16 protein-coding genes are annotated in these 18,027 nt (G+C 72.3%); 8 read left to right on the top strand and 8 right to left on the bottom strand.

Features of this window, described 5'->3' with window-relative positions; all coding sequences use genetic code 11:
* Positions 1-104 precede the first annotated feature (104 nt).
* Positions 105-1,007, top strand: a complete 903-nt coding sequence (locus ACFO6V_RS11400) for an SURF1 family protein (RefSeq protein WP_377135396.1) — start codon at positions 105-107, stop codon at positions 1,005-1,007.
* Between the two features lie 65 nt (positions 1,008-1,072).
* On the opposite strand, the gene ACFO6V_RS11395 is transcribed toward ACFO6V_RS11400, so the two are convergent.
* Positions 1,073-2,242: a MalY/PatB family protein gene (locus tag ACFO6V_RS11395; RefSeq protein WP_377135394.1), complete on the bottom strand. Its 1,170-nt coding sequence runs from the start codon at positions 2,240-2,242 to the stop codon at positions 1,073-1,075.
* Positions 2,243-2,350: 108 nt separating this feature from the next.
* Here ACFO6V_RS11395 and ACFO6V_RS11390 point away from each other — a divergent pair, with 108 nt between their 5' ends.
* A complete protein-coding gene (locus ACFO6V_RS11390; RefSeq protein ID WP_377135392.1) occupies positions 2,351-3,172 on the top strand; it encodes a hypothetical protein in 822 nt (273 codons plus the stop codon).
* Here the strand turns inward: ACFO6V_RS11390 and ACFO6V_RS11385 are convergent.
* Complete coding sequence (locus tag ACFO6V_RS11385; protein WP_377135390.1) at positions 3,160-3,573, bottom strand: DUF3817 domain-containing protein; 414 nt, start codon at positions 3,571-3,573, stop codon at positions 3,160-3,162. The two genes, ACFO6V_RS11390 and ACFO6V_RS11385, sit on opposite strands and share 13 nt — an antisense overlap.
* Positions 3,574-3,640: 67 nt before the next feature.
* On the opposite strand from ACFO6V_RS11385, the gene ACFO6V_RS11380 reads away from it, so the two are divergent.
* Together ACFO6V_RS11380 and ACFO6V_RS11375 are read left to right on the top strand one after the other, a co-directional pair.
* A complete protein-coding gene (locus tag ACFO6V_RS11380; RefSeq protein ID WP_377135387.1) occupies positions 3,641-5,482 on the top strand; it encodes an ABC transporter ATP-binding protein in 1,842 nt (613 codons plus the stop codon).
* Positions 5,479-7,224 (top strand): ABC transporter ATP-binding protein, encoded by a 1,746-nt coding sequence (locus ACFO6V_RS11375; RefSeq protein ID WP_377135385.1) that lies wholly within the window; start codon positions 5,479-5,481, stop codon positions 7,222-7,224. Before ACFO6V_RS11380 ends, ACFO6V_RS11375 begins: the two co-directional genes overlap by 4 nt.
* Before the next feature lie 106 nt (positions 7,225-7,330).
* Here the strand turns inward: ACFO6V_RS11375 and ACFO6V_RS11370 are convergent, their stop codons facing one another.
* Entirely contained in the window at positions 7,331-8,170 is an 840-nt protein-coding gene (locus ACFO6V_RS11370) for an IclR family transcriptional regulator (protein ID WP_377135383.1), read from the bottom strand.
* A 69-nt stretch (positions 8,171-8,239) separates the two neighbouring features.
* Between ACFO6V_RS11370 and ACFO6V_RS11365 the strand changes: the two genes are divergently transcribed.
* The 4 genes from ACFO6V_RS11365 (at position 8,240) to guaA (ending at position 12,808) form a co-directional block, all read left to right on the top strand.
* The gene (locus ACFO6V_RS11365; RefSeq protein WP_377135381.1) at positions 8,240-9,265 is read left to right on the top strand and encodes a 2-dehydro-3-deoxygalactonokinase; all 1,026 of its coding nucleotides are present in this window, start codon (positions 8,240-8,242) and stop codon (positions 9,263-9,265) included.
* Positions 9,262-9,876 (top strand): 2-dehydro-3-deoxy-6-phosphogalactonate aldolase, encoded by a 615-nt coding sequence (locus ACFO6V_RS11360; RefSeq protein ID WP_377135379.1) that lies wholly within the window; start codon positions 9,262-9,264, stop codon positions 9,874-9,876. The genes ACFO6V_RS11365 and ACFO6V_RS11360 overlap by 4 nt, the downstream gene beginning before the upstream one ends.
* 71 nt (positions 9,877-9,947) lie before the next feature.
* Complete coding sequence (gene dgoD, locus ACFO6V_RS11355) at positions 9,948-11,096, top strand: galactonate dehydratase (protein WP_377135377.1); 1,149 nt, start codon at positions 9,948-9,950, stop codon at positions 11,094-11,096.
* Between the two features lie 101 nt (positions 11,097-11,197).
* On the top strand, positions 11,198-12,808 hold the full coding sequence (gene guaA, locus ACFO6V_RS11350) for a glutamine-hydrolyzing GMP synthase (protein WP_377135375.1): 1,611 nt from the start codon (positions 11,198-11,200) through the stop codon (positions 12,806-12,808).
* 72 nt (positions 12,809-12,880) lie between these two features.
* Here the strand turns inward: guaA and ACFO6V_RS11345 are convergent, their stop codons facing one another.
* The 5 genes from ACFO6V_RS11345 to ACFO6V_RS11325 all read right to left on the bottom strand — a co-directional run bounded on the left by ACFO6V_RS11345 (position 12,881) and on the right by ACFO6V_RS11325 (position 17,917).
* On the bottom strand, positions 12,881-13,441 hold the full coding sequence (locus ACFO6V_RS11345) for a hypothetical protein (RefSeq protein WP_377135373.1): 561 nt from the start codon (positions 13,439-13,441) through the stop codon (positions 12,881-12,883).
* A gap of 126 nt (positions 13,442-13,567) precedes the next feature.
* On the bottom strand, positions 13,568-14,191 hold the full coding sequence (locus tag ACFO6V_RS11340) for a prepilin peptidase (RefSeq protein ID WP_377135371.1): 624 nt from the start codon (positions 14,189-14,191) through the stop codon (positions 13,568-13,570).
* Positions 14,192-14,320: 129 nt separating this feature from the next.
* The gene (locus ACFO6V_RS11335) at positions 14,321-15,502 is read right to left on the bottom strand and encodes a glycosyltransferase family 4 protein (protein WP_377135369.1); all 1,182 of its coding nucleotides are present in this window, start codon (positions 15,500-15,502) and stop codon (positions 14,321-14,323) included.
* A 121-nt stretch (positions 15,503-15,623) separates the two neighbouring features.
* Positions 15,624-16,259 carry a hypothetical protein gene (locus ACFO6V_RS11330; protein ID WP_377135367.1) on the bottom strand — a complete coding sequence of 212 codons (636 nt, stop codon included), beginning with the start codon at positions 16,257-16,259 and terminating at the stop codon, positions 15,624-15,626.
* Positions 16,260-16,270: 11 nt separating this feature from the next.
* The gene (locus tag ACFO6V_RS11325; RefSeq protein WP_377135365.1) at positions 16,271-17,917 is read right to left on the bottom strand and encodes a PspC domain-containing protein; all 1,647 of its coding nucleotides are present in this window, start codon (positions 17,915-17,917) and stop codon (positions 16,271-16,273) included.
* Positions 17,918-18,027: the final 110 nt, after the last annotated feature.

Raw genomic sequence — 18,027 nt, 5'->3', positions numbered from 1 at the left:
ACGCGATAGGACAGTCCGGGACCTGGTGTGTGAGATGTGAGACGTCGAGCTCACAGGGGCGACCTGTGCTTCTGACGCCTCGGTGGGCGGTTACCGTTGACGTCATGCCTGTCAGTGCCTCCAGCACACCCACGCAGACGGCGTCCGACGCCGATGCGCACCCCGAGCGCCGCACCTTCTTCCAGGTCGCCCGGCAGCCCCGCATGATCGGCCTGCTGCTGGTGTTCGTGCTCGCGGCGCTCGTGTGCGGCAGGCTCGGCGCATGGCAGCTGGACCGCGCGTACGAGCGTGCAGAGCTGGCCGCGCAGCAGGAGGCCGCAGAGGCCGTGGCCGCTGGGCCGTCGTGGCTGGGCGACGTGCTCGCGCCGCAGGAGAGCTTCCCCGGCGAGCTCGTGGGACGCGAGGTCCGGGTGGCCGGCGAGTTCGAGGACTCCGGCTCGCTGCTCGTTCCCGGCCGCGTCCTGGAGGGGCATACCGGGTACCTCGTCCTGACCCCCTTCCGGGTGACGGACGACGGGACGGGCGGCGCCTCCTGGGCCGATCTCTCGGGCGCGCCGGTGCTCGCCGTCGTCCAGGGCTGGGTGGCAGCACCCGCGGACGCCGCCGCGCTGACCCGCCCCGACGGCGAGGTGACGCTGACGGGCTGGCTCCAGGTGGGCGAGTCGACGTCGGGCAGCGCCGCCGTGGTGGACGGGCAGACCGAGCAGATCGCCCTCAGCGCGCTCGTCAACGAGTGGGGCGGGCCGATCTACACGGGCTACCTCGTCGCGAACGGAGGGCCGGGCTCGCCCGAGAGCGGGGGAGTCGCGGCGCTGCCGCGACCTACCATCGACGGGGGGTCGGGCGCCAACCTGCAGAACGTGTTCTACGCGCTCCAGTGGTGGGTGTTCGGCGGGTTCGCCGTGCTCCTGTGGATCCGTCTGGTGCGGGACGAGATGGCCGGCGGACGCCGGGGCGGCGAGCCCACCGACGCCGACACGGGCATCGCGGGACTGCCGTCCGCGTAAGCGCCCGAACGCTGGTCGAGCTTGTCGAGACCCCGGGGTCTCGACAAGCTCGACCACCAGTGAGGTCAGCGGTCCAGGCTCTCCAGCATCTGGCCGACCGCCTGCTCCAGGACCGGGCGGGGCATCGCCGCGTTCAGCCGCACGAAGCCCCGGCCGGCATCGCCGCACTCGCTCCCGTCGACCAGGACGACGCCCGCCCGCTCGCGGAAGTGGGCGGCCGCGCCGGCGGGCCCTCCGGGGAGCTCCAGTCCCCGGCAGTCCAGCCAGGTCAGGTACGTCCCCTCGGGTGCTCGGTAGCCGATCCCGGTCCCGTCGAGCAGCTCACCCAGCCGCGTGACGTTGCCGTGCAGGTAGGCGACGAGGTCGTCCAGCCAGTCCCGGCCCTCGGTGTAGGCGACGCGGTTGGCCAGCATGCCCGGCGTCGACGCGCTCTCCTCGATCCGTTCGGCGCCCGCCTCGTTCCAGATCTTCACGTCCGTGTCGTTGGACAGGACGACCTGCGCGCACTTGAGGCCCGGCAGGTTCCAGGCCTTCGAGGCCGAGGTCGCGGTGAGGGTGTGACCCGCCGTCGTCTCGTTCAGGGACGCGTACGGGACGTGCCGGCGGCCCGGGTAGACCAGCGGGGCGTGGATCTCGTCGGAGAAGACGCGCCCGCCGTGGCGGTCCACGACCTCCGCGACGGCCAGCATCTCGTCGGGTTCGAGAACCCGGCCGATCGGGTTGTGCGGGTTGCACAGCACCAGCAAGTGACCGCCCGCGCGGAACGCTTCGTCGAGCGCGTCCAGGTCGTACGTGTACCGGCCGTCGGCGTCGCGCAGCATCGGGACCTGGATGAGCTCGCGGCCCAGCTCGCCCGGCAGGGTCTGGAACGGCATGTACGACGGGGAGGGGACGATGACCGGCGATCCGGGGCGCGAGAAGTGCATGATGGCGTGCACCAGCGCGGTCAGCACGTCGGACACCGGGCGCACCCGTGCCGGGTCCACCGTCCAGGAGTACCGGTCGGCGGCGAACGCTGCGTACGCCTCGGCCGTGCCGGTCAGCAGGTGCCGCGGGAGGTAGCCGAACATGCTGCGGTCCACGGCGTCGTGGAGCGCGGCGGCGATCGGGGGCGCGATCGGGAAGTCCATCTCCGCGACCCAGGCCCCGATCTTGTCGGGGAAGGCCGTCCACTTGAGGCTGCCGTTGTCGCGTAGACGGTCGGCGGTGAGGGCGTCGAAGTCGTAGGCGTTCACGTTCGCATTGAACCAGGTACGCCGCGGTCATCGTCCGGGTGCCCAGGGGCGTGCGGGGGATGCGCAAGGATGGCTACCTGCGGCAGGCGCTGAAGCTGGAGGACGACGATGAGCGACACCGGATCGTGGACCGGACCCTGGACCGGGTCCGCCTGGCTGGAGCACACGGTGCTCGCCGCCGTGCCGCTCGCCCGGGAGGTCGCGGGCAGCGAGGTACGGGCCGGGCTGGACGCCGGCCTCGACGTCGACCTGATGACCGACGGGTTCGTGATGGAGCTGGTCTCGGCGGCGCTCGTGGCGCGGGTACAGGCCGGTGACCTGGCGGCTCGCGACGCGATGGTCGCACTGGGCGCACTGCTGGAGGCCGGCCCGCCGGTCGTCGGCGAGGACATCGTCAGCGCCTACCTGATCCACGTCCCGTCGCCCGGTCAGCCGGGCGGGGAGATCGCCGACGGGCTGGGCCCACGGGTGCGGGCCGCCCTCGACCAGGACCGCGACCACCGGAACGAGCCGGCGGTCGCCGCGTTCCTCGACCGGCTGCTGCGGGCGGTGCCCGCGCTCCGGCCGCTCGCCGACGCCGAGCGATACGGCTACCACGACGAGGTGCTCGCGCACCCGTTCCTCAGCGACGTCGCCGAGCGGGCGGTCGCGCTGCTCACCGGCGGGGCGGCCCTCGAGATCGACGACGACTGGACCGACCAGGAGCGGGCCGAGGCGCTCCGGCTGTTCACCTCCGCGGCTCCGGATCCCGTGGCAGAGGTGCGTGCGGTGCTCGACTTCTTCGAGTCCGAGCTCGGGTCCGCCCCCGAGGTGGACGAGCTCGTCACCGCGGCGTTCGTCGACATGCTGCCGGACGAGGACGAGCCGGGCGCCGAGATCCTCGGGCTGCTCGGACCCCGTCTGCGCGCCGAGCTGCGTCAGGCCAGGTAGCGCTTCTCCAGCGCGACGAGCTTCGCCTCGGCCTCGGTGTGGATCTTCTTCTCGAGCACGAACGACATCACCGGGACGACGCCGGCGATCACCATCGTGACCAGGCGGCCGAAGCCCCAGCGCATCTTCGACCAGAGGTCCGCGACGGTGACCAGGTACACCACATAGATCCAGCCGTGCGCGAACGGCACCCAGGCGATGAACGGCATGACGCCCTCGACGTCGGTCAGCGCACCCAGGCCGTACTTGATGCCCAGCTCGACGCAGAGGATCAGCAGCATGACACCGGTGACGAGCGCCATGAAGCGGTAGCGGGCCATGGCGCTGCGGGCCTTGCGGATCGCGACGGCCGCGGCCTCGGCAGAGATGTCGGGAGTGGTCTGAGGGGTACTCACAATCATCGAGGATATGCCTCTTCCGGGGGTGCTCCCTGCCGTCGGATCTGCCGTCCCGATAAAGCGTGGATCAATGTCAGTGGTCCTCCGTACGGTGTTGGTCGTGCGCTCCCTCCCCTTTGCCGATCCCGGCACCCCGCCGCTGCGCGGACCACTCACCCTGCTTCTGTGGCTTGCCCGGAAGCAGGTCCGGGTGCTGCTCGTCGCGATGCTGTTCGGCGTCGTGGGCTTCACCTGCAGCGCCTTCCAGCCGTTCTTCCTGGGCCGGATCATCGACAGCGCCTCCGCATCCGGGCTCGACCGGACCACGTGGACCTGGGCCGGGCTGATGCTCGGCGTCGGCCTGGTGTGGATCGCGGCCAACGCGATCGGGCACCGGTGGGACATCTCGGCGTGGATGCACGCGGCGTTCCGCACGTCTCAGCTGGTGACGCGCACCGTGTCGCGGTCCGGGCACAACATCACCAAGGAGCTGCCCACCGGTGAGGTGGTGTCGTCGGTCGCCAACGACACGATGCGCATCGGCGAGATCTTCGGCATCGCCGCACAGACGATCGGCAGCATCGCCACCTACGGCATCGTCGTGGTGCTGATGCTCAACCAGTCGCTCACCCTGGGCCTCGTCATCGCGCTCGGGCTGCCGGTGGTCGCCGCCATCCTCGCCCTGCTGGTCAAGCCGCTGCAGAAGCGCCAGAAGCAGCAGCGTGACGCACAGGGCCGGCTCACCACGCTCGGCGCCGACACCGTCTCCGGCCTGCGGGTCCTGCGTGGCATCGGCGGGGAGAAGGTCTTCACGGGCCGGTACCGGGCGCAGTCGCAGAAGGTGCGCCAGACCGGTGTCGACGTCGCAGGCACCCAGTCGGTGCTCGACGCCCTGCAGATCCTGCTGCCCGGGCTCTTCATCGCGCTCGTCGTGTACCTCGGCGCGGTCGAGGCCATCGCGGGGCGGATCACCACGGGTCAGCTCGTCGCGTTCTACGGGTACGCGTCCTTCCTGTCGTGGCCCGTCCACCTGCTCGTGCAGTCGGTGAACGTGGTGACCAAGGCGCACGTCGCGGCGGGCAAGGTCATCAAGGTGCTGCAGGTCGTCCCGGCCACCGGCGCCGACGCCTCGACCGCGGAGATGCCGCCGGCCGACGTCCCACTGGTCGACGAGACGTCCGGCGTCACGCTCCGGCCCGGTCGGGTGGTCGCCCTGGTGAGTGCGGACCCCGACGAGTCGGCGGACGTGGCGATCCGGATGGGCCGGTTCGACGACGAGGGCGAGGCCGGTACCCCGGTCACGCTCGGCGGCGTCCGGCTCGCCGCGCTCGACAAGGACGAGCTGCGGGAACGCATAGTCGTCGCGGACGCGACGCCGTCGCTGTTCTCGGGCAGGCTCGCGGGCGAGCTCGACGTGCGGGACTCGGCGACCGCCGAGGCCCTGCTGCGTGCCATGTACATCGCCGACGCGCACGACGTGCTGGACTCGCTGCCCGACGGTATCGAGGGCGAGATCCCGGAGAAGGGGCGCTCGCTGTCCGGCGGCCAGCGGCAGCGGGTCGCACTGGCCCGGGCGCTGCTCACCGATCCGGAGATCCTGGTGCTGATCGAGCCCACCTCGGCGGTCGACGCTCACACCGAGGCGCGCATCGCGCAGCGGCTCACCGACTGGCGCCGTGGCAGGACCACCCTGATCGTCACGGCGAGCCCCCTGGTGCTCGACCACGTGGACGACGTGATCTTCCTGGAGGACGGGAGCGTCGTCACGCACGGGACGCATCGCGAGCTGCTGGACCTGCCCACCGGTGCGGAGGGCGGGCGCGAGGCGGCCCGCTATCGCCGGGTCGTGGGCCGATCGCTGGACGACGACCTCGACCTGGAGCTCGACGAGCTGCTGGACACCGCCAATGCACAGGAAGGAGGCACGGCATGAGCACCGGAAAGATCCTGTCGATAGCGGACGCCGCAGAGACCTGGCGCTACACCCGCGGGCTGCTCGCGCGGCACCGGGCGCCGCTGATCGTCATCACCGTGGCGAACACGGTGGCCGCCGTGGCCGGGTTGGTCGGCCCGTTGGTGCTGGGCAAGCTCGTGGACGCGGTCATCGGCGGGACCACCGTCGAGGTGGCGCGCAACCTGGTGCTCGTCGCGGTCGCCGCGGTGGTGCTGCAGGCGCTGATCACCCGGTTCGCGCAGCGGCGCGCCATGGTGTTCGGCGAGACGGTGTTCGCCGACATGCGCGAGGAGTTCGTCGAGACCGTCACCGCGCTGCCGCTGTCCACCGTCGAGACCGCGGGCACCGGCGACCTCATCGCCCGTACGACGCGCGACGTCGGCCGGATCCAGAACGCCGTCCGGTTCGGCGTGCCGCGACTGGTGATCGCCGTGGTCACGCTCGTGCTGACGGTAGTGATGAGCATGGTCGTGTCGCCGCTGGTGGCGCTGGGCATGTTCGTGGGCGTCCCGGTGCTCGTCACGGTGGCGCGCTGGTACCTCAAGCGGGCGACGCCCGCCTACCAGCGTGAGTCCGCCGCGTACGCGCGGCTCGACGGCACGGTCACCGAGTCGGTGGAGGGCGCGCGCACGATCGACGCGCTCAGGATCGGCCGCCGGCGGACCACGCGTGGCGACGAGGACCTGCACGAGGCGTTCGAGGCGGAGCTCGGCACCCTCAACCTCCGGACCGTGCTGTTCCCGGGCGTGGACTTCGCGTTCATGCTCGCGCCCATCACGGTGCTCGTCTGGGGCGGGTTCCTGGCGTCCGAGGGCACCGTGACCATCGGCATGGTCGCCACGGTCGTCATGTACGCCTACCAGCTGCAGGGGCCGATCTGGGAGCTCATCTTCTGGCTCGACGAGATCCAGGTGGCCGCGACGTCCCTGTCGCGGATCATCGGCGTCCGCCTGGTGCCGGCCGACCGCACGGCGGGCGACGCGGTACCGGCCGACGAGGAGGTGCGCGGCGTCGACGTCCGCTACGCCTACCGGGCGGGCACCGACGTGCTGCACGGCATCGACCTCGACCTGCGGGTGGGGGAGCGGCTGGCGATCGTCGGGCCCTCTGGCTCGGGCAAGTCGACCCTCGGCCGCATGCTGGCCGGCATCCACCCGCCCACCGGCGGCACGGTGAAGGTCGGCGGCGTCCCGCTCGTGGACCTGCCTCTGGAAGACCTCCGCAAGCACGTGGCGCTCGTGACCCAGGAGCACCACGTGTTCGTGGGGTCTCTCGCGGAGAACCTGCGGCTCGCGAAGATCGACGCCGGCGACGACGAGCTGATGGACGCGCTGCGGGCGGTCGACGCGCACGGCTGGGTCGAGTCGCTCGACGACGGTCTCGCGACGGAGGTCGGCTCGGGCGGGTACAAGCTCACCCCGGCCCAGGCGCAGCAGATCGCGCTCGCGCGGCTGGTGCTGCTCGATCCGCACACGCTGGTGCTCGACGAGGCGACGTCGTTGCTGGACCCCCGCGCGGCCCGGCACCTCGAACGCTCGCTCAACGCGGTGCTCGACGGGCGCACGGTGGTGGCCATCGCGCACCGCCTCCACACCGCGCACGACGCCGACCGCGTGGCGGTTCTCGACGGCGGCCGCATCACCGAGATCGGCCCGCACGACGAGCTGGTCGCCGCGGGCGGCGAGTACGCGAAGCTCTGGCACAGCTGGCAGCACGAGTAGCCCTCGGCTGCTGGTCCCCGAGACTGGTCCTCGGTTGCGCCTACCCAGTGATCTGGCCCGAACTTACGCGAGTTTCGGGCCAGATCCCTGGGTAGGCGCCGGACTCCTAGCTCAGCCGCCAGCCCAGGCCCGCCGAGATGCGGGCGGCGGCGTCGTGCACGATCGGCACCAGCGCCTCCAGGCGTTCGGGCGGCATGTAGGGGCGGGTGGCCGTCACGCTGATCGCGGCGACTATCGAGCCCGACGTGTCGCGGACCGGCGCCGCGACGCAGAGGATGCCGGGTTCGTTCTCCTCGAGGTCGAACGCCACGCCTCGGCCGGCAGAGGCGTGCATGACCTGCACGAACGCGTCGACCGTCAGGACGTCCCGCGCGAGGCCCTGCCCTGCGGTGACCGGCCGCTCCGCGAGGAACCGGTCGCTCCAGCGTTCCGGGCTGTCGAGGAGCAGCGCCTTGCCGATGCCGGTCCGGGTCAGCGGCATGCGGTGCCCGATCTGCGACCGCATGACCGCCCCGCGGGTCCCAGGGATCTTGTCCAGGTAGAGCACCTGTCCCCGGTCCTCGATCGCGAGGTGGACGGTGTCGTGGACCCGCTCGGCCAGTCTGCGCAGCACAGGCGCCGCGATGGCGGTCACCGGATTCTCCTGCAGCGCCTGGTAACCGAGCTCGATCAGAGCGGGGCCGAGCGCGTAGGCGCCGTCGTCGAGCTGGCGGAGGTAGCCCGTCGCGAGGAGCAGCTGCAGCAGGCGATGTGTGGTGCTGCGGCCGACTCCGGTCTCCTCCGCGATCTCGCGCAGCCGGGATCTGCCGCGGGCCACCGCGTTGACGACGGCGATGCCACGGGCGAGCGTCTGGGTGCCAGGGGGAGCGGCGGCGGTCTCGTCGCGGGCGCGGGCGCCCGGAACGTCGAGCGCGAGCGACGCGGGGGCGTCGGATGGGCCGGTCACCGGGTCACCGTATCCCGATAATAGGGACGTGGTACGCATAGTCGGGACGCTGCTCCTACCGTCCAGGACATGGCTGACGACGGACCGAGGCGCGACGCCGCGCTGGTCGCACTCGACTGGGGGACCACCACGTTCCGCGCCTGGCTCCTGGACGACACGGGCTCGGTGCTCGACAGCGTCCGGACGGCCGACGGCGCCCTCACGATCTCCGGGCGATCCGACTCGGCACGGGTGCGGGCCCTCGCGTTCGAGGAAGCGTTCCGACGGCTGTGCCTGACCTGGCTCGACGAGCACCCCGGGGTGCCCGTGCTGTGCGCGGGGATGGCGGGGTCCAACCACGGCTGGGCCGACGCCGGCTACCTCGACGTCCCGGCGGATCTCGTCGAGCTGGCGGAGCACCTGACGGTGGTGCCCGCCGGGGAGTCCGTGGTCCACCTGGTCCCCGGCCTGCGGGTCGACCGCCCTGACCCGGACGTGCTGCGGGGTGAGGAGGTGCAGCTCGTCGGAGCGCTGGCCGAGGTCGCGGACGGCCCGGCGACGGTCGTCCTTCCCGGCACGCACTCCAAGTGGGTGCGCCTCGACGGCACCCGCGTCACGGGCTTCACCACCGCCATGACCGGCGAGCTCTATGGCCTGCTGATGCGGGACAGCATCCTCGCGCGGCTCGCGACGGGGGAACCGGGTACCGCGGTCACCGAGGCGTTCACCCGCGGGCTCGACGCCGAGGACGCCCGCGGCGAGGAGCGGGGTCTGGCTGCCCTGCTCTTCACGGCGCGGCCGCTCGCCCTCGCCGGCCGGCTCGACCCCTCCGAGATCGCCGACTACGTCTCCGGCCTCCTGGTCGGCTCCGAGGTGCGGCACATGCTGCGCGGTACCCCGGCCGGCGTCGTCGCACTCTGCGGGCCACCGGCGACCGAGCACCGCTACCGCTTCGCGCTGGAGCGGGGCGGGGCCTCCGTCCGCACCGTCGGGGAGGACGCCGCGGCCCGCGGGCTGTGGGGCATCGCGCTCGACGCGGGCCTCGCCGTACGCCCCCCGACGACGTCGGCGACCACCCCACCCAGCAACCCGGCAAGGAAGGACCAGCCCGCATGACCTCCCGCCCCACAGGCCTCGTGGCCATCCTGCGCGGGGTGACGCCCGGCGAGGCCGTCGCCGTGGCGGAGGCGATCTTCGCCGCGGGCTTCGACGCCGTCGAGGTGCCGTACAACTCCCCGGACCCGCTCGAGTCGATCCGCCGGATCCGGGCGGCAGGCCCGGCGGACCGCCGGGTCGGGGCCGGCACCGTGCTCACCCCGGACGACGTCCGCCGGGCCGCCGACGCCGGTGCCTCCCTCATCGTCTCGCCGAACACCCGGCCCGACGTCGTCGCGGAGACCGTCCGGCTGGGCCTCGAGAGCTACCCCGGGGCGGCGACGCCTACCGAGGCGTTCGCCGCGCTCGACGCCGGGGCGCGCGCCATCAAGCTCTTCCCCAGTACGGCGGTGGGCATCGACGGCATGCGCGCGTGGGCGAGCGTCCTACCGGCAGGCACCGCACTCGTGCCCGTCGGTGGCGTCGACGCCGGGAACCTGGGTGGCTGGGCGCACGCGGGCGCCGCAGGCGCGGGCATCGGCACGTCCCTCTACCGTCCGGGCGATCGGCCGGACATCGTCGGTACGCGGGCGGCCGAGCTCGTCCGGATCTGGTCCGCCGCCACCGCCTAGCCGCGGCTCAGCCCGCAGCACAGCCCCGCGACACAACCGACGACACAAGCAAAGAAGCTGAGAGGCCTGCCGTGAAGATCACGTCGATGACGACCTATGCCGTCCCGCCCCGCTGGCTCTTCCTCAAGATCGAGACCGACGAAGGCGTGGTGGGCTGGGGCGAACCGGTGCTCGAGGGGCGCGCCGCGAGCGTCGCGGCCGCCGTCGAGGAGCTGTCCGACTACCTGATCGGCCAGGACCCCCGGCGGATCGAGGAGCACTGGACGGTCCTGTACCGCTCCGGGTTCTATCGGGGCGGCGGCATCCACATGAGCGCGCTGGCCGGTATCGACCAAGCGCTCTGGGACATCAAGGGCAAGGCGCTCGGCGTCCCGGTGCACGAGCTCCTCGGCGGCCGGGTCCGTGATCGCATCAAGGTCTACTCCTGGATCGGCGGCGACCGGCCCGCCGAGACGGCGGCCCAGGCGAAGGCCGCGGTCGAGCGCGGCTTCTCGGCGATCAAGATGAACGGCCCGGAGGAGCTGCAGTACCTCGACTCGCGCGACAAGGTGGAGCAGGTCGTCGCCAACGTCGCGGCGGTGCGGGAGGCCGTCGGCCCGGACATCGGCATCGGCGTCGACTTCCACGGACGGGTGCACCGCCCCATGGCCCGCGTCCTGCTCGACGCGCTGGCGCCGTACCACCTGATGTTCGTCGAGGAACCGGTGCTCAGCGAGCACGTGGACGGGATCGCCGACGTGCTGCGCAACTCGGCCACGCCGATCGCGCTCGGCGAGCGGCTGTACTCCCGGTGGGACTTCAAGAACGTCATCACGTCGGGGGTGGTCGACATCATCCAGCCGGACCTCTCCCACGCCGGCGGCATCACCGAGGTCCGCAAGATCGCGGCCATGGCCGAGGCCTACGACATCGCCGTCGCCCCGCACTGCCCGCTCGGCCCGATCGCGCTCGCGGCCTGCCTGCAGCTCGACGCCGTCGCCTACAACGCGGTGATCCAGGAGCAGAGCCTCGGCATCCACTACAACACCTCGAACGACCTGCTGGACTACCTGGTCGACCCGACGGTCTTCGCGTACGAGGCGGGCTCCGTGGCGATCCCGCAGGGCCCGGGCCTCGGGATCGAGGTGGACGAGGACTACGTGCGCGAGCGCGCCGCGGAGGGTCACCGCTGGCGCAACCCCGTCTGGCGGCACGCCGACGGCTCGTTCGCGGAGTGGTGAGCCGCCACCGGGCCGACGCCGCCACCGGGCCGACGGCGAGGTGCGGGACGTAACACCGGTGTGAGGCGCCGGGCCGTCGCACGGCACATAGACTTGTGCTCGTGACGTCACCCGCCACCGCTACCTCCGGTCAGCCAGAGAATCAGCCCCAGACCCCCCGCCCGGTCATCGTCGTCGACTTCGGCGCGCAGTACGCCCAGCTGATCGCGCGCCGGGTGCGCGAGGCGAAGGTGTACTCGGAGATCGTGCCCCACACGTTCACGGTCGAGCAGATGCTCGCCAAGGACCCGGCGGCCATCATCCTGTCCGGCGGGCCCTCGTCCGTGTACGCGGCGGGCGCCCCGTTCGTCGACCCCAAGCTGTTCGAGGCCGGCGTGCCGGTCATGGGCATCTGCTACGGGTTCCAGGCCATGGCGCAGGCGCTCGGCGGCGACGTCGCCCAGACCGGCCTGAGCGAGTACGGCGGCACCGAGGTCGAGGTCTGCGCCTCCGGCGTGCTGCTCGCCGGCACCCCCGAGCACCAGACCGCGTGGATGAGCCACGGCGACGCCGTGCACAAGGCGCCCGTCGGGTTCGAGGTCCTCGCGACGTCGAGCGGCTCACCCGTCGCCGCGTTCGAGGACACCCGCCGCCGCCTCTACGGCGTGCAGTGGCACCCCGAGGTGAAGCACTCGGCGCACGGCCAGACCGTGCTCGAGCACTTCCTCTACGAGGGCGCCGGGCTGAAGCCCGACTGGACCCCCGGCAACGTCATCGCCGACCAGGTCGCCGCCATCAAGGCGCAGATCGGCACCTCCCGCGTCATCTGCGCGCTGTCCGGCGGCGTCGACTCCGCCGTCGCCGCCGCGCTCGTGCAGCGGGCCGTCGGAGACCAGCTCACCTGCGTGCACGTGGACCACGGCCTCATGCGGGCCGGCGAGGTCGAGCAGATCGAGAACGACTTCGTCGCCTCGACCGGCGTCCGCCTCATCGTCCGCGACGAGAAGGAGCGCTTCCTGACGGCGCTCGCGGGCGTCAGCGACCCGGAGACCAAGCGCAAGATCATCGGCCGCGAGTTCATCCGCGTCTTCGAGGACGCGCAGCGGGACATCGTCGCCGAGGCCGGCGAGCACGGCGAGGACGTGAAGTTCCTGGTGCAGGGCACCCTGTACCCCGACGTCGTGGAGTCGGGTGGTGGCGAGGGCGCCGCCAACATCAAGAGCCACCACAACGTGGGCGGTCTGCCCGACGACCTGGACTTCGACCTCGTCGAGCCGCTGCGCACCCTGTTCAAGGACGAGGTCCGTGCGGTGGGCCGCGAGCTGGGCGTGCCCGAGGAGATCGTCTCGCGCCAGCCGTTCCCCGGTCCGGGGCTGGGTATCCGGATCGTCGGCGAGATCACCGCCGAGCGCCTGGAGATCTTGCGCCGCGCCGACGCCATCGCCCGCGAGGAGCTGACGAAGGCCGGCCTGGACAACGAGATCTGGCAGTGCCCCGTGGTGCTGCTCGCCGACGTCCGCTCGGTGGGCGTCCAGGGCGACGGCCGCACCTACGGCCACCCGATCGTGCTGCGCCCGGTCTCGTCCGAGGACGCGATGACGGCGGACTGGACCCGCCTGCCGTACGACGTGCTGTCGACCATCTCGACGCGCATCACCAACGAGGTGCGTGAGGTCAACCGCGTGGTGCTCGACGTGACGAGCAAGCCGCCGGGCACCATCGAGTGGGAGTGATGTCCTGCGGCCCCGTCCCGGTTCCGGGGCGGGGCCGCAGTCATGCTCCTGGTTGAGCGATCAGCTCAGAGATCAGGAGATCGCGAACGAGTTCGCGCGGTCGTTGAAGCTGCCGAGGTTGTTGTCCCGGTCGATGAAGCCGGTGGCGGTGCCGCTCTTGTTGTTGCCGTCGAAGAACTTGACGTCGCACTGGTTGTGCGTCTTTACGGAGCTCACGGCGTTCGCGAATTCGAAGAGGTTCGCGCCACCCTCGTTGTCGCCGGTGCCGCTGCTGCAGCCCACGGAATAGGCCGCGTTGAAGACGACGACACGCCATCCGCCGAAGTCTGCGTGCTGAAACAGCTCGGCGACCACGAGTCCGTCTCCGGGCTCATCAGGCTTGCACCCGAAGGTCCCGTCACGAACTGCGCAGTAGTACGTCGCGGTCACGCCGGCGGGCGCTGCCTCCAGGTCGCTGACCATCACGGGGGCGCTCGAGGTGACCTCCTCGACCTGCAGGTCCGCCGGGCTGTGGTCGATCGTCCGCGCCATCGCGGGGGCGGCGGCGCCGAGCGCCAGCAACAGCAACGCCCCGGAGGCCACGGCCGTCAGCCGGGTCCGGAGCGCGGGGGTAACGCGTGCGTCCTTCGTCATGAGTACTCCTCATGTCTGCCGGCGACGTTGTTGTCGCCGGTCTCCAATGACGAGGATTTTTCACCCACGTTGATACATGCAAACAGTTTTCTCCCGCGGGCGAGGCGAGTGGAACGGGCGGCCCGGTCAGCCCCCGAGTCGTGCCCACGTCAGCCCGATCATGGCTCCGAGCAGCATGTACGGGCCGAACGCGATACCGGTCTTCCAGCCCGCGCGCCGCCCGAGGAGCAGGACTATCGCGACCACACCGGCCAGGAGATGCGCGGCGAAGACGCCGACCAGAAGCGTGGTCCACGAGTGCCACGTGAGGACCGCGCCGAGGCTCAGGGCGAGCTTGACGTCGCCGTACCCGATGCCCCCGCGCGGTGCGACGAGGTAGAGCACCTGGTAGACGGCGAAGAACGCCAGGCCGCCCAGCGCTGCCCGCCCGAGCGAGCCCCAGTCGCCGGTGCCGAGCGCGGCGAGGGCGAGCAGCGCCGCCGTCGCCCACGTCAGGGGGAACACCAGCGCGTTCGGCAGCCGGTGGGTGTGCGCGTCGATGACACCGAGTGCCGCGCCCACGACGGCCAGCACGAGGTACGCCGGCGTGAGCCAGCCGGGGCCGCTCGCCCAGAGGGCCCAGGCCACGGCCGGCACGGCGGCCACCACGATGGCCCGTGCGTACGGCACCACCTCGGCTCGGGCCCGCCGGTACAGCCGGACGGCGAAGGGCACGGCAGGGCTCGTCGCGGCGGGTTCGGTGGGGCTCACCGAGCGAGGCTATCGGGCGCCCGAAGGCGCCGCACCAGGCGGAGCGATGAGCCGAGCGTAGGAGGGGTAGCCCCAATGGGCCTGCATGAAGCGACCAGCCCTACGTCCGGCGAGATGGCGCGACCAGGTCTACGGTCGGCGGCTCGGAAGGGCCAGCGCCGCGGCCTCCTCGTACGCCTGCTCCGTCGTGGCCAGGACCTCCGGCCAGGCCACGCCTGACGGCGGGGTCGCCGCCCGAGCCAGCAGCCCGTCGAGCAGGTCCGGTTCGGTCGCGAGCCGGACGAGCGCTGCGGTGAGCGCGGCGTTGTCGGGTACGACGAGGCCCGTGGCGCCGTCCACCACCCGCTCGGCCACGCCGGAACCCGCGCGGGTGACCACCGTCAGCCCCGCGGCCTGTGCCTCGAGCGCGGCGAGGCCGAACGCCTCGGCGACGGCGGGCGCGGCGAAGACGTCGGCGCGCGCGTAGAGCCGCTTGAGCTCGGTGCCGGTGAGCCGCCCGGGAAGGGAGACGACGTCGCGCAGCCCGTGCTCCGCGACGAACCGCCGCGCCGCCGCACGTTCCGGGCCATCACCCGCGAGGGTTACGAACAGCGCGCCCGCGGGGAGCCGGGACACGGCGTCGGCGGCCGCGGTGAGCAGCGGCAGCATCCGCTTGCGCGGCGCGAACCGCGCCGCTGACACCACGTGCACCGCCGAGCCCTCGGGCCGGGCGGCGCGTTCCGTGCGCGGCACCCGCCAGGCGTCCAGGTCGAGGCCGTTGGGCAGGATCGCGACGTCGGCGACGCCACCGCCGGCACCCGGGCCGACGAGCCGCCGTAGCGGCTCCGCCGTCAGCTCGCTCACCGCGGACCAACGCACGGGCAGACGCGACCAGCGGCCCACGGCGTCGGCAGCGGCGAACAGGCGCCAGGCCGCGCCCCACACGCTGTGCACGGTCAGCACGGCCGGCAGCCCCAGACGGGTCACGGGCCGCAGCGCGGCCTGCGCGGTCGGGGCGAGCACGCCCATGTGCAGGTGCACGACGTCGGGCCGCTCACCCCGCGCGATCGCCGCCCGGAGGCGGGCGGTCACGTGGGCCGTCGAGCGCGGATGGATGGGCCAGCCGCCCGGGACGCGGGCTGCGATGCGGTGCACGGTGACGCCATCCCGGACGGTGGTGCTCACCCCGTGCGCACCGGGGGTGGCGGGAGTGGTGGTGATGACCTCCACCTCGTGCCCGGCCGCCGCCTGCTGGCCGGCGAGGCGGCTCACCTGGGCCTCGATCCCGCCGAGCAACGGTAGATAGGTGTCCGACACGTGGGTGATACGCACGCTGGTCATCCTCGCACCGAGGGCCGTCTGAGGTCTGGCGAAGTAGAGCGCCTGTCCGGGTCTCCCGGTGTCGCCAGGAAGACTCGGACAGGCGCTCTACTTCGCCAGACCTCACAGGAGCTCAGCGCCGGCGGACGCTCGATATCACCGATCCGACGACGAGGATCACGCCCGCCGCACCGAGCAGCAGGATGAGGGCGACGCCCACGTCGAACATCACGCCCGCGGACACCGCGAGGATGCCGAGGCCGACGGCGATCACTATCAGCCCCCACACGGCCGTCCCGACACGCGGGCCGCGCCGTGCGGCCGCCTTGGTCGGCTCCGCCTGGGCGGGTCGCGCCTGCTGAACCGGCTGTGCCTGCGTCGGCTGCGCCTGGGCGGGGGCGGACGCCGGAGCGGTCGCCCCGGGTGTGGCCGACGCCTCGGGCGCCGGGTCACGCAGCGCGGCGAGCGGGTCGGAGTCGTCGCGCGCCGGGGCGTCCTGGACGGCGGTAGCCGCCGCTTCCTGCTCCTGTACCCGTGCCGCGGCGACGCCGTAGGCCGGGTGCACCTCTCCCTCGGGCGCGGGGCCCTCGGGCAGCCGCTGGGTGGCCTGGGCGATCTCCTGCGTCGGCGGGGTCTCCGCCGCGGGCAGCACCTCGGTGGTGCCCGGGTCCTGCGGGTTCTTGTTGTCCATGGTTTCGCTCGTGTCCTGGCCCTCGGGCCGGCTCGGGGTCTTGCTCGGGTTCTCTTGGTCGCTCGTGTGCTCGGTCATGGCGCGCTCCCTCACTTGATCTCGCTCACGATGACTTCGCCTGCGCCGGCCTCGATGTCGAGGGTCAGCACCGCGCCTTCGTCTCCCACCTCGTCGCTGGAGAAGTAGGTGTCCGATCCGACGCCGCTCGCGGCCCGGTCATGGTCGTCCACGTTCCACTGGATGTGCCCGGCGGCGACATAGGCGTTCGCGTCCACGGCGATGTCCGCGGGCACGTTCACGGTGGTCTGGCCGGCGCCGAGCTGAATCGGCACGACCACCGGATCGCCCGGCTCGACCTTGGAGAGGTCGAGCTCGGTGAGGTCGATGGTGGGCTCGCCCCACTGGACGTAGAAGCCGTTCTCCGCCTCCCGCACGGTCTGCACCATGACGGTGCCCTCCGTGATGGTGGCCGCGTCCGGGTCGTTGGGGCCCGATACGTATCCCTCGATCTCGCGGCTGCTCGTCATGGCGTCGTCCACCCAGCGCGGGCCCACGGCATCCGCGACCGCCACGTAGGCGACGCCGAACAGCATGGCGACTATCGCGAAGAACCCGAGCACACCGCTGGTGCGGCCACGCATGGCCGAGACGAGGATCGCGATGCCGAGCGTCACGGTCCCGATGCCCAGCCAGACGGAGCCGAGCTCGCCGAGGCCGTCGGGCAGGCCGGAGGCGTCCATCCGCTGGAGGCCGAGGAGCAGCGCGCCGGCCAGCAGGATCACTCCCATCGTGACCCCGACGGTGGTGCCGCCCGGACCACGGTGCACGCGGGGCGCAGGCGGTGTGTAGGCCGGCTGCGGCGGGATCGTCTGGGCCGGGTTCGACCGGTACGGCGCCTGCGACTGACGGTAGGGCGCGGGGCCGGCGCCGGTCGCGTAGACCAGGCCGTCGGGCCGGCGGTACTCGACCGGCGGTGCGGGGGTGAAGTGGGCGGACGCGCCGGGGTCGCCGGGACGCTGCGGGGCGGAACCCGTGGGCGCACCCGGAGCCTGCGGGCCAGGAGCCTGCACGCCTGCGGCAGGAGTGCCCGGGGTGGGCACACCGGGGTTCCCCGCGACGGCGCCGGTACGGAAGGCGTTGTTGTCGCGGCGCCGCTGCACACCCTGCACGATCAGGTAGAACACCACACCCAGGACTGCGATCCAGAAGAAGAAGGCGAGCCACTCCCAGCCGCTGTCGTCCCACCAGCCGGCCGGCCCGCCCCAGGCGAAGCCCGTGAGGAACACGGCCACCGACCCGAGCATCGCGACGTCGAAGTTGCCGCGCGTCGCCTCCTGCAGGTGGATGCGGCCGTCGCGCTCGGGCAGCAGCGCCCAGCCGATGCCGTACAGGATGAGGCCGAGCCCGCCGAGGAAGAAGCTCACGACCAGGATGCCGCGGACCAGCAGCGGGTCCCAGCCGATGCGTTCGGCGACGCCGCCCGCGACGCCACCCACCCAGCGCTGCTCGGAGCGCGGGAACAGACCGCGGCGGATGGATGCGAAGAAGCCGGACTCCGGGTAGGGCTTCTGCCCGGGTGCGACAGGTGCAGGATCGACCGTCGGGTCGGTCGCTGGATCGACTGCTGGCTCGAAGGCCGGGCCGGCGTGCTCGGCGTCCGGGCCGACCGGCCTGGCGTCGGCCGAACCGCCCGGCTCAGGTGTGGCGCCCTCTGGACGCGTCTCGTCGGTGCTCATGCCTCAATGCTGCGCGCCGGACGCCCCGTGCGGCATCGGGACCTGCCCTGAACCAACCCTGGTTAGCCCCGCGCAGGACCCTGAGATCCAGGCTCAGGCGTGTTCAGGGG

The sequence above is a fragment of the Promicromonospora alba genome (assembly GCF_042654905.1).
GTDB lineage: Bacteria > Actinomycetota > Actinomycetes > Actinomycetales > Cellulomonadaceae > Promicromonospora > Promicromonospora alba.
Note: the sequence above shows the minus strand (reverse complement) of the source record. Positions and strands in the feature narration are given on the sequence as shown.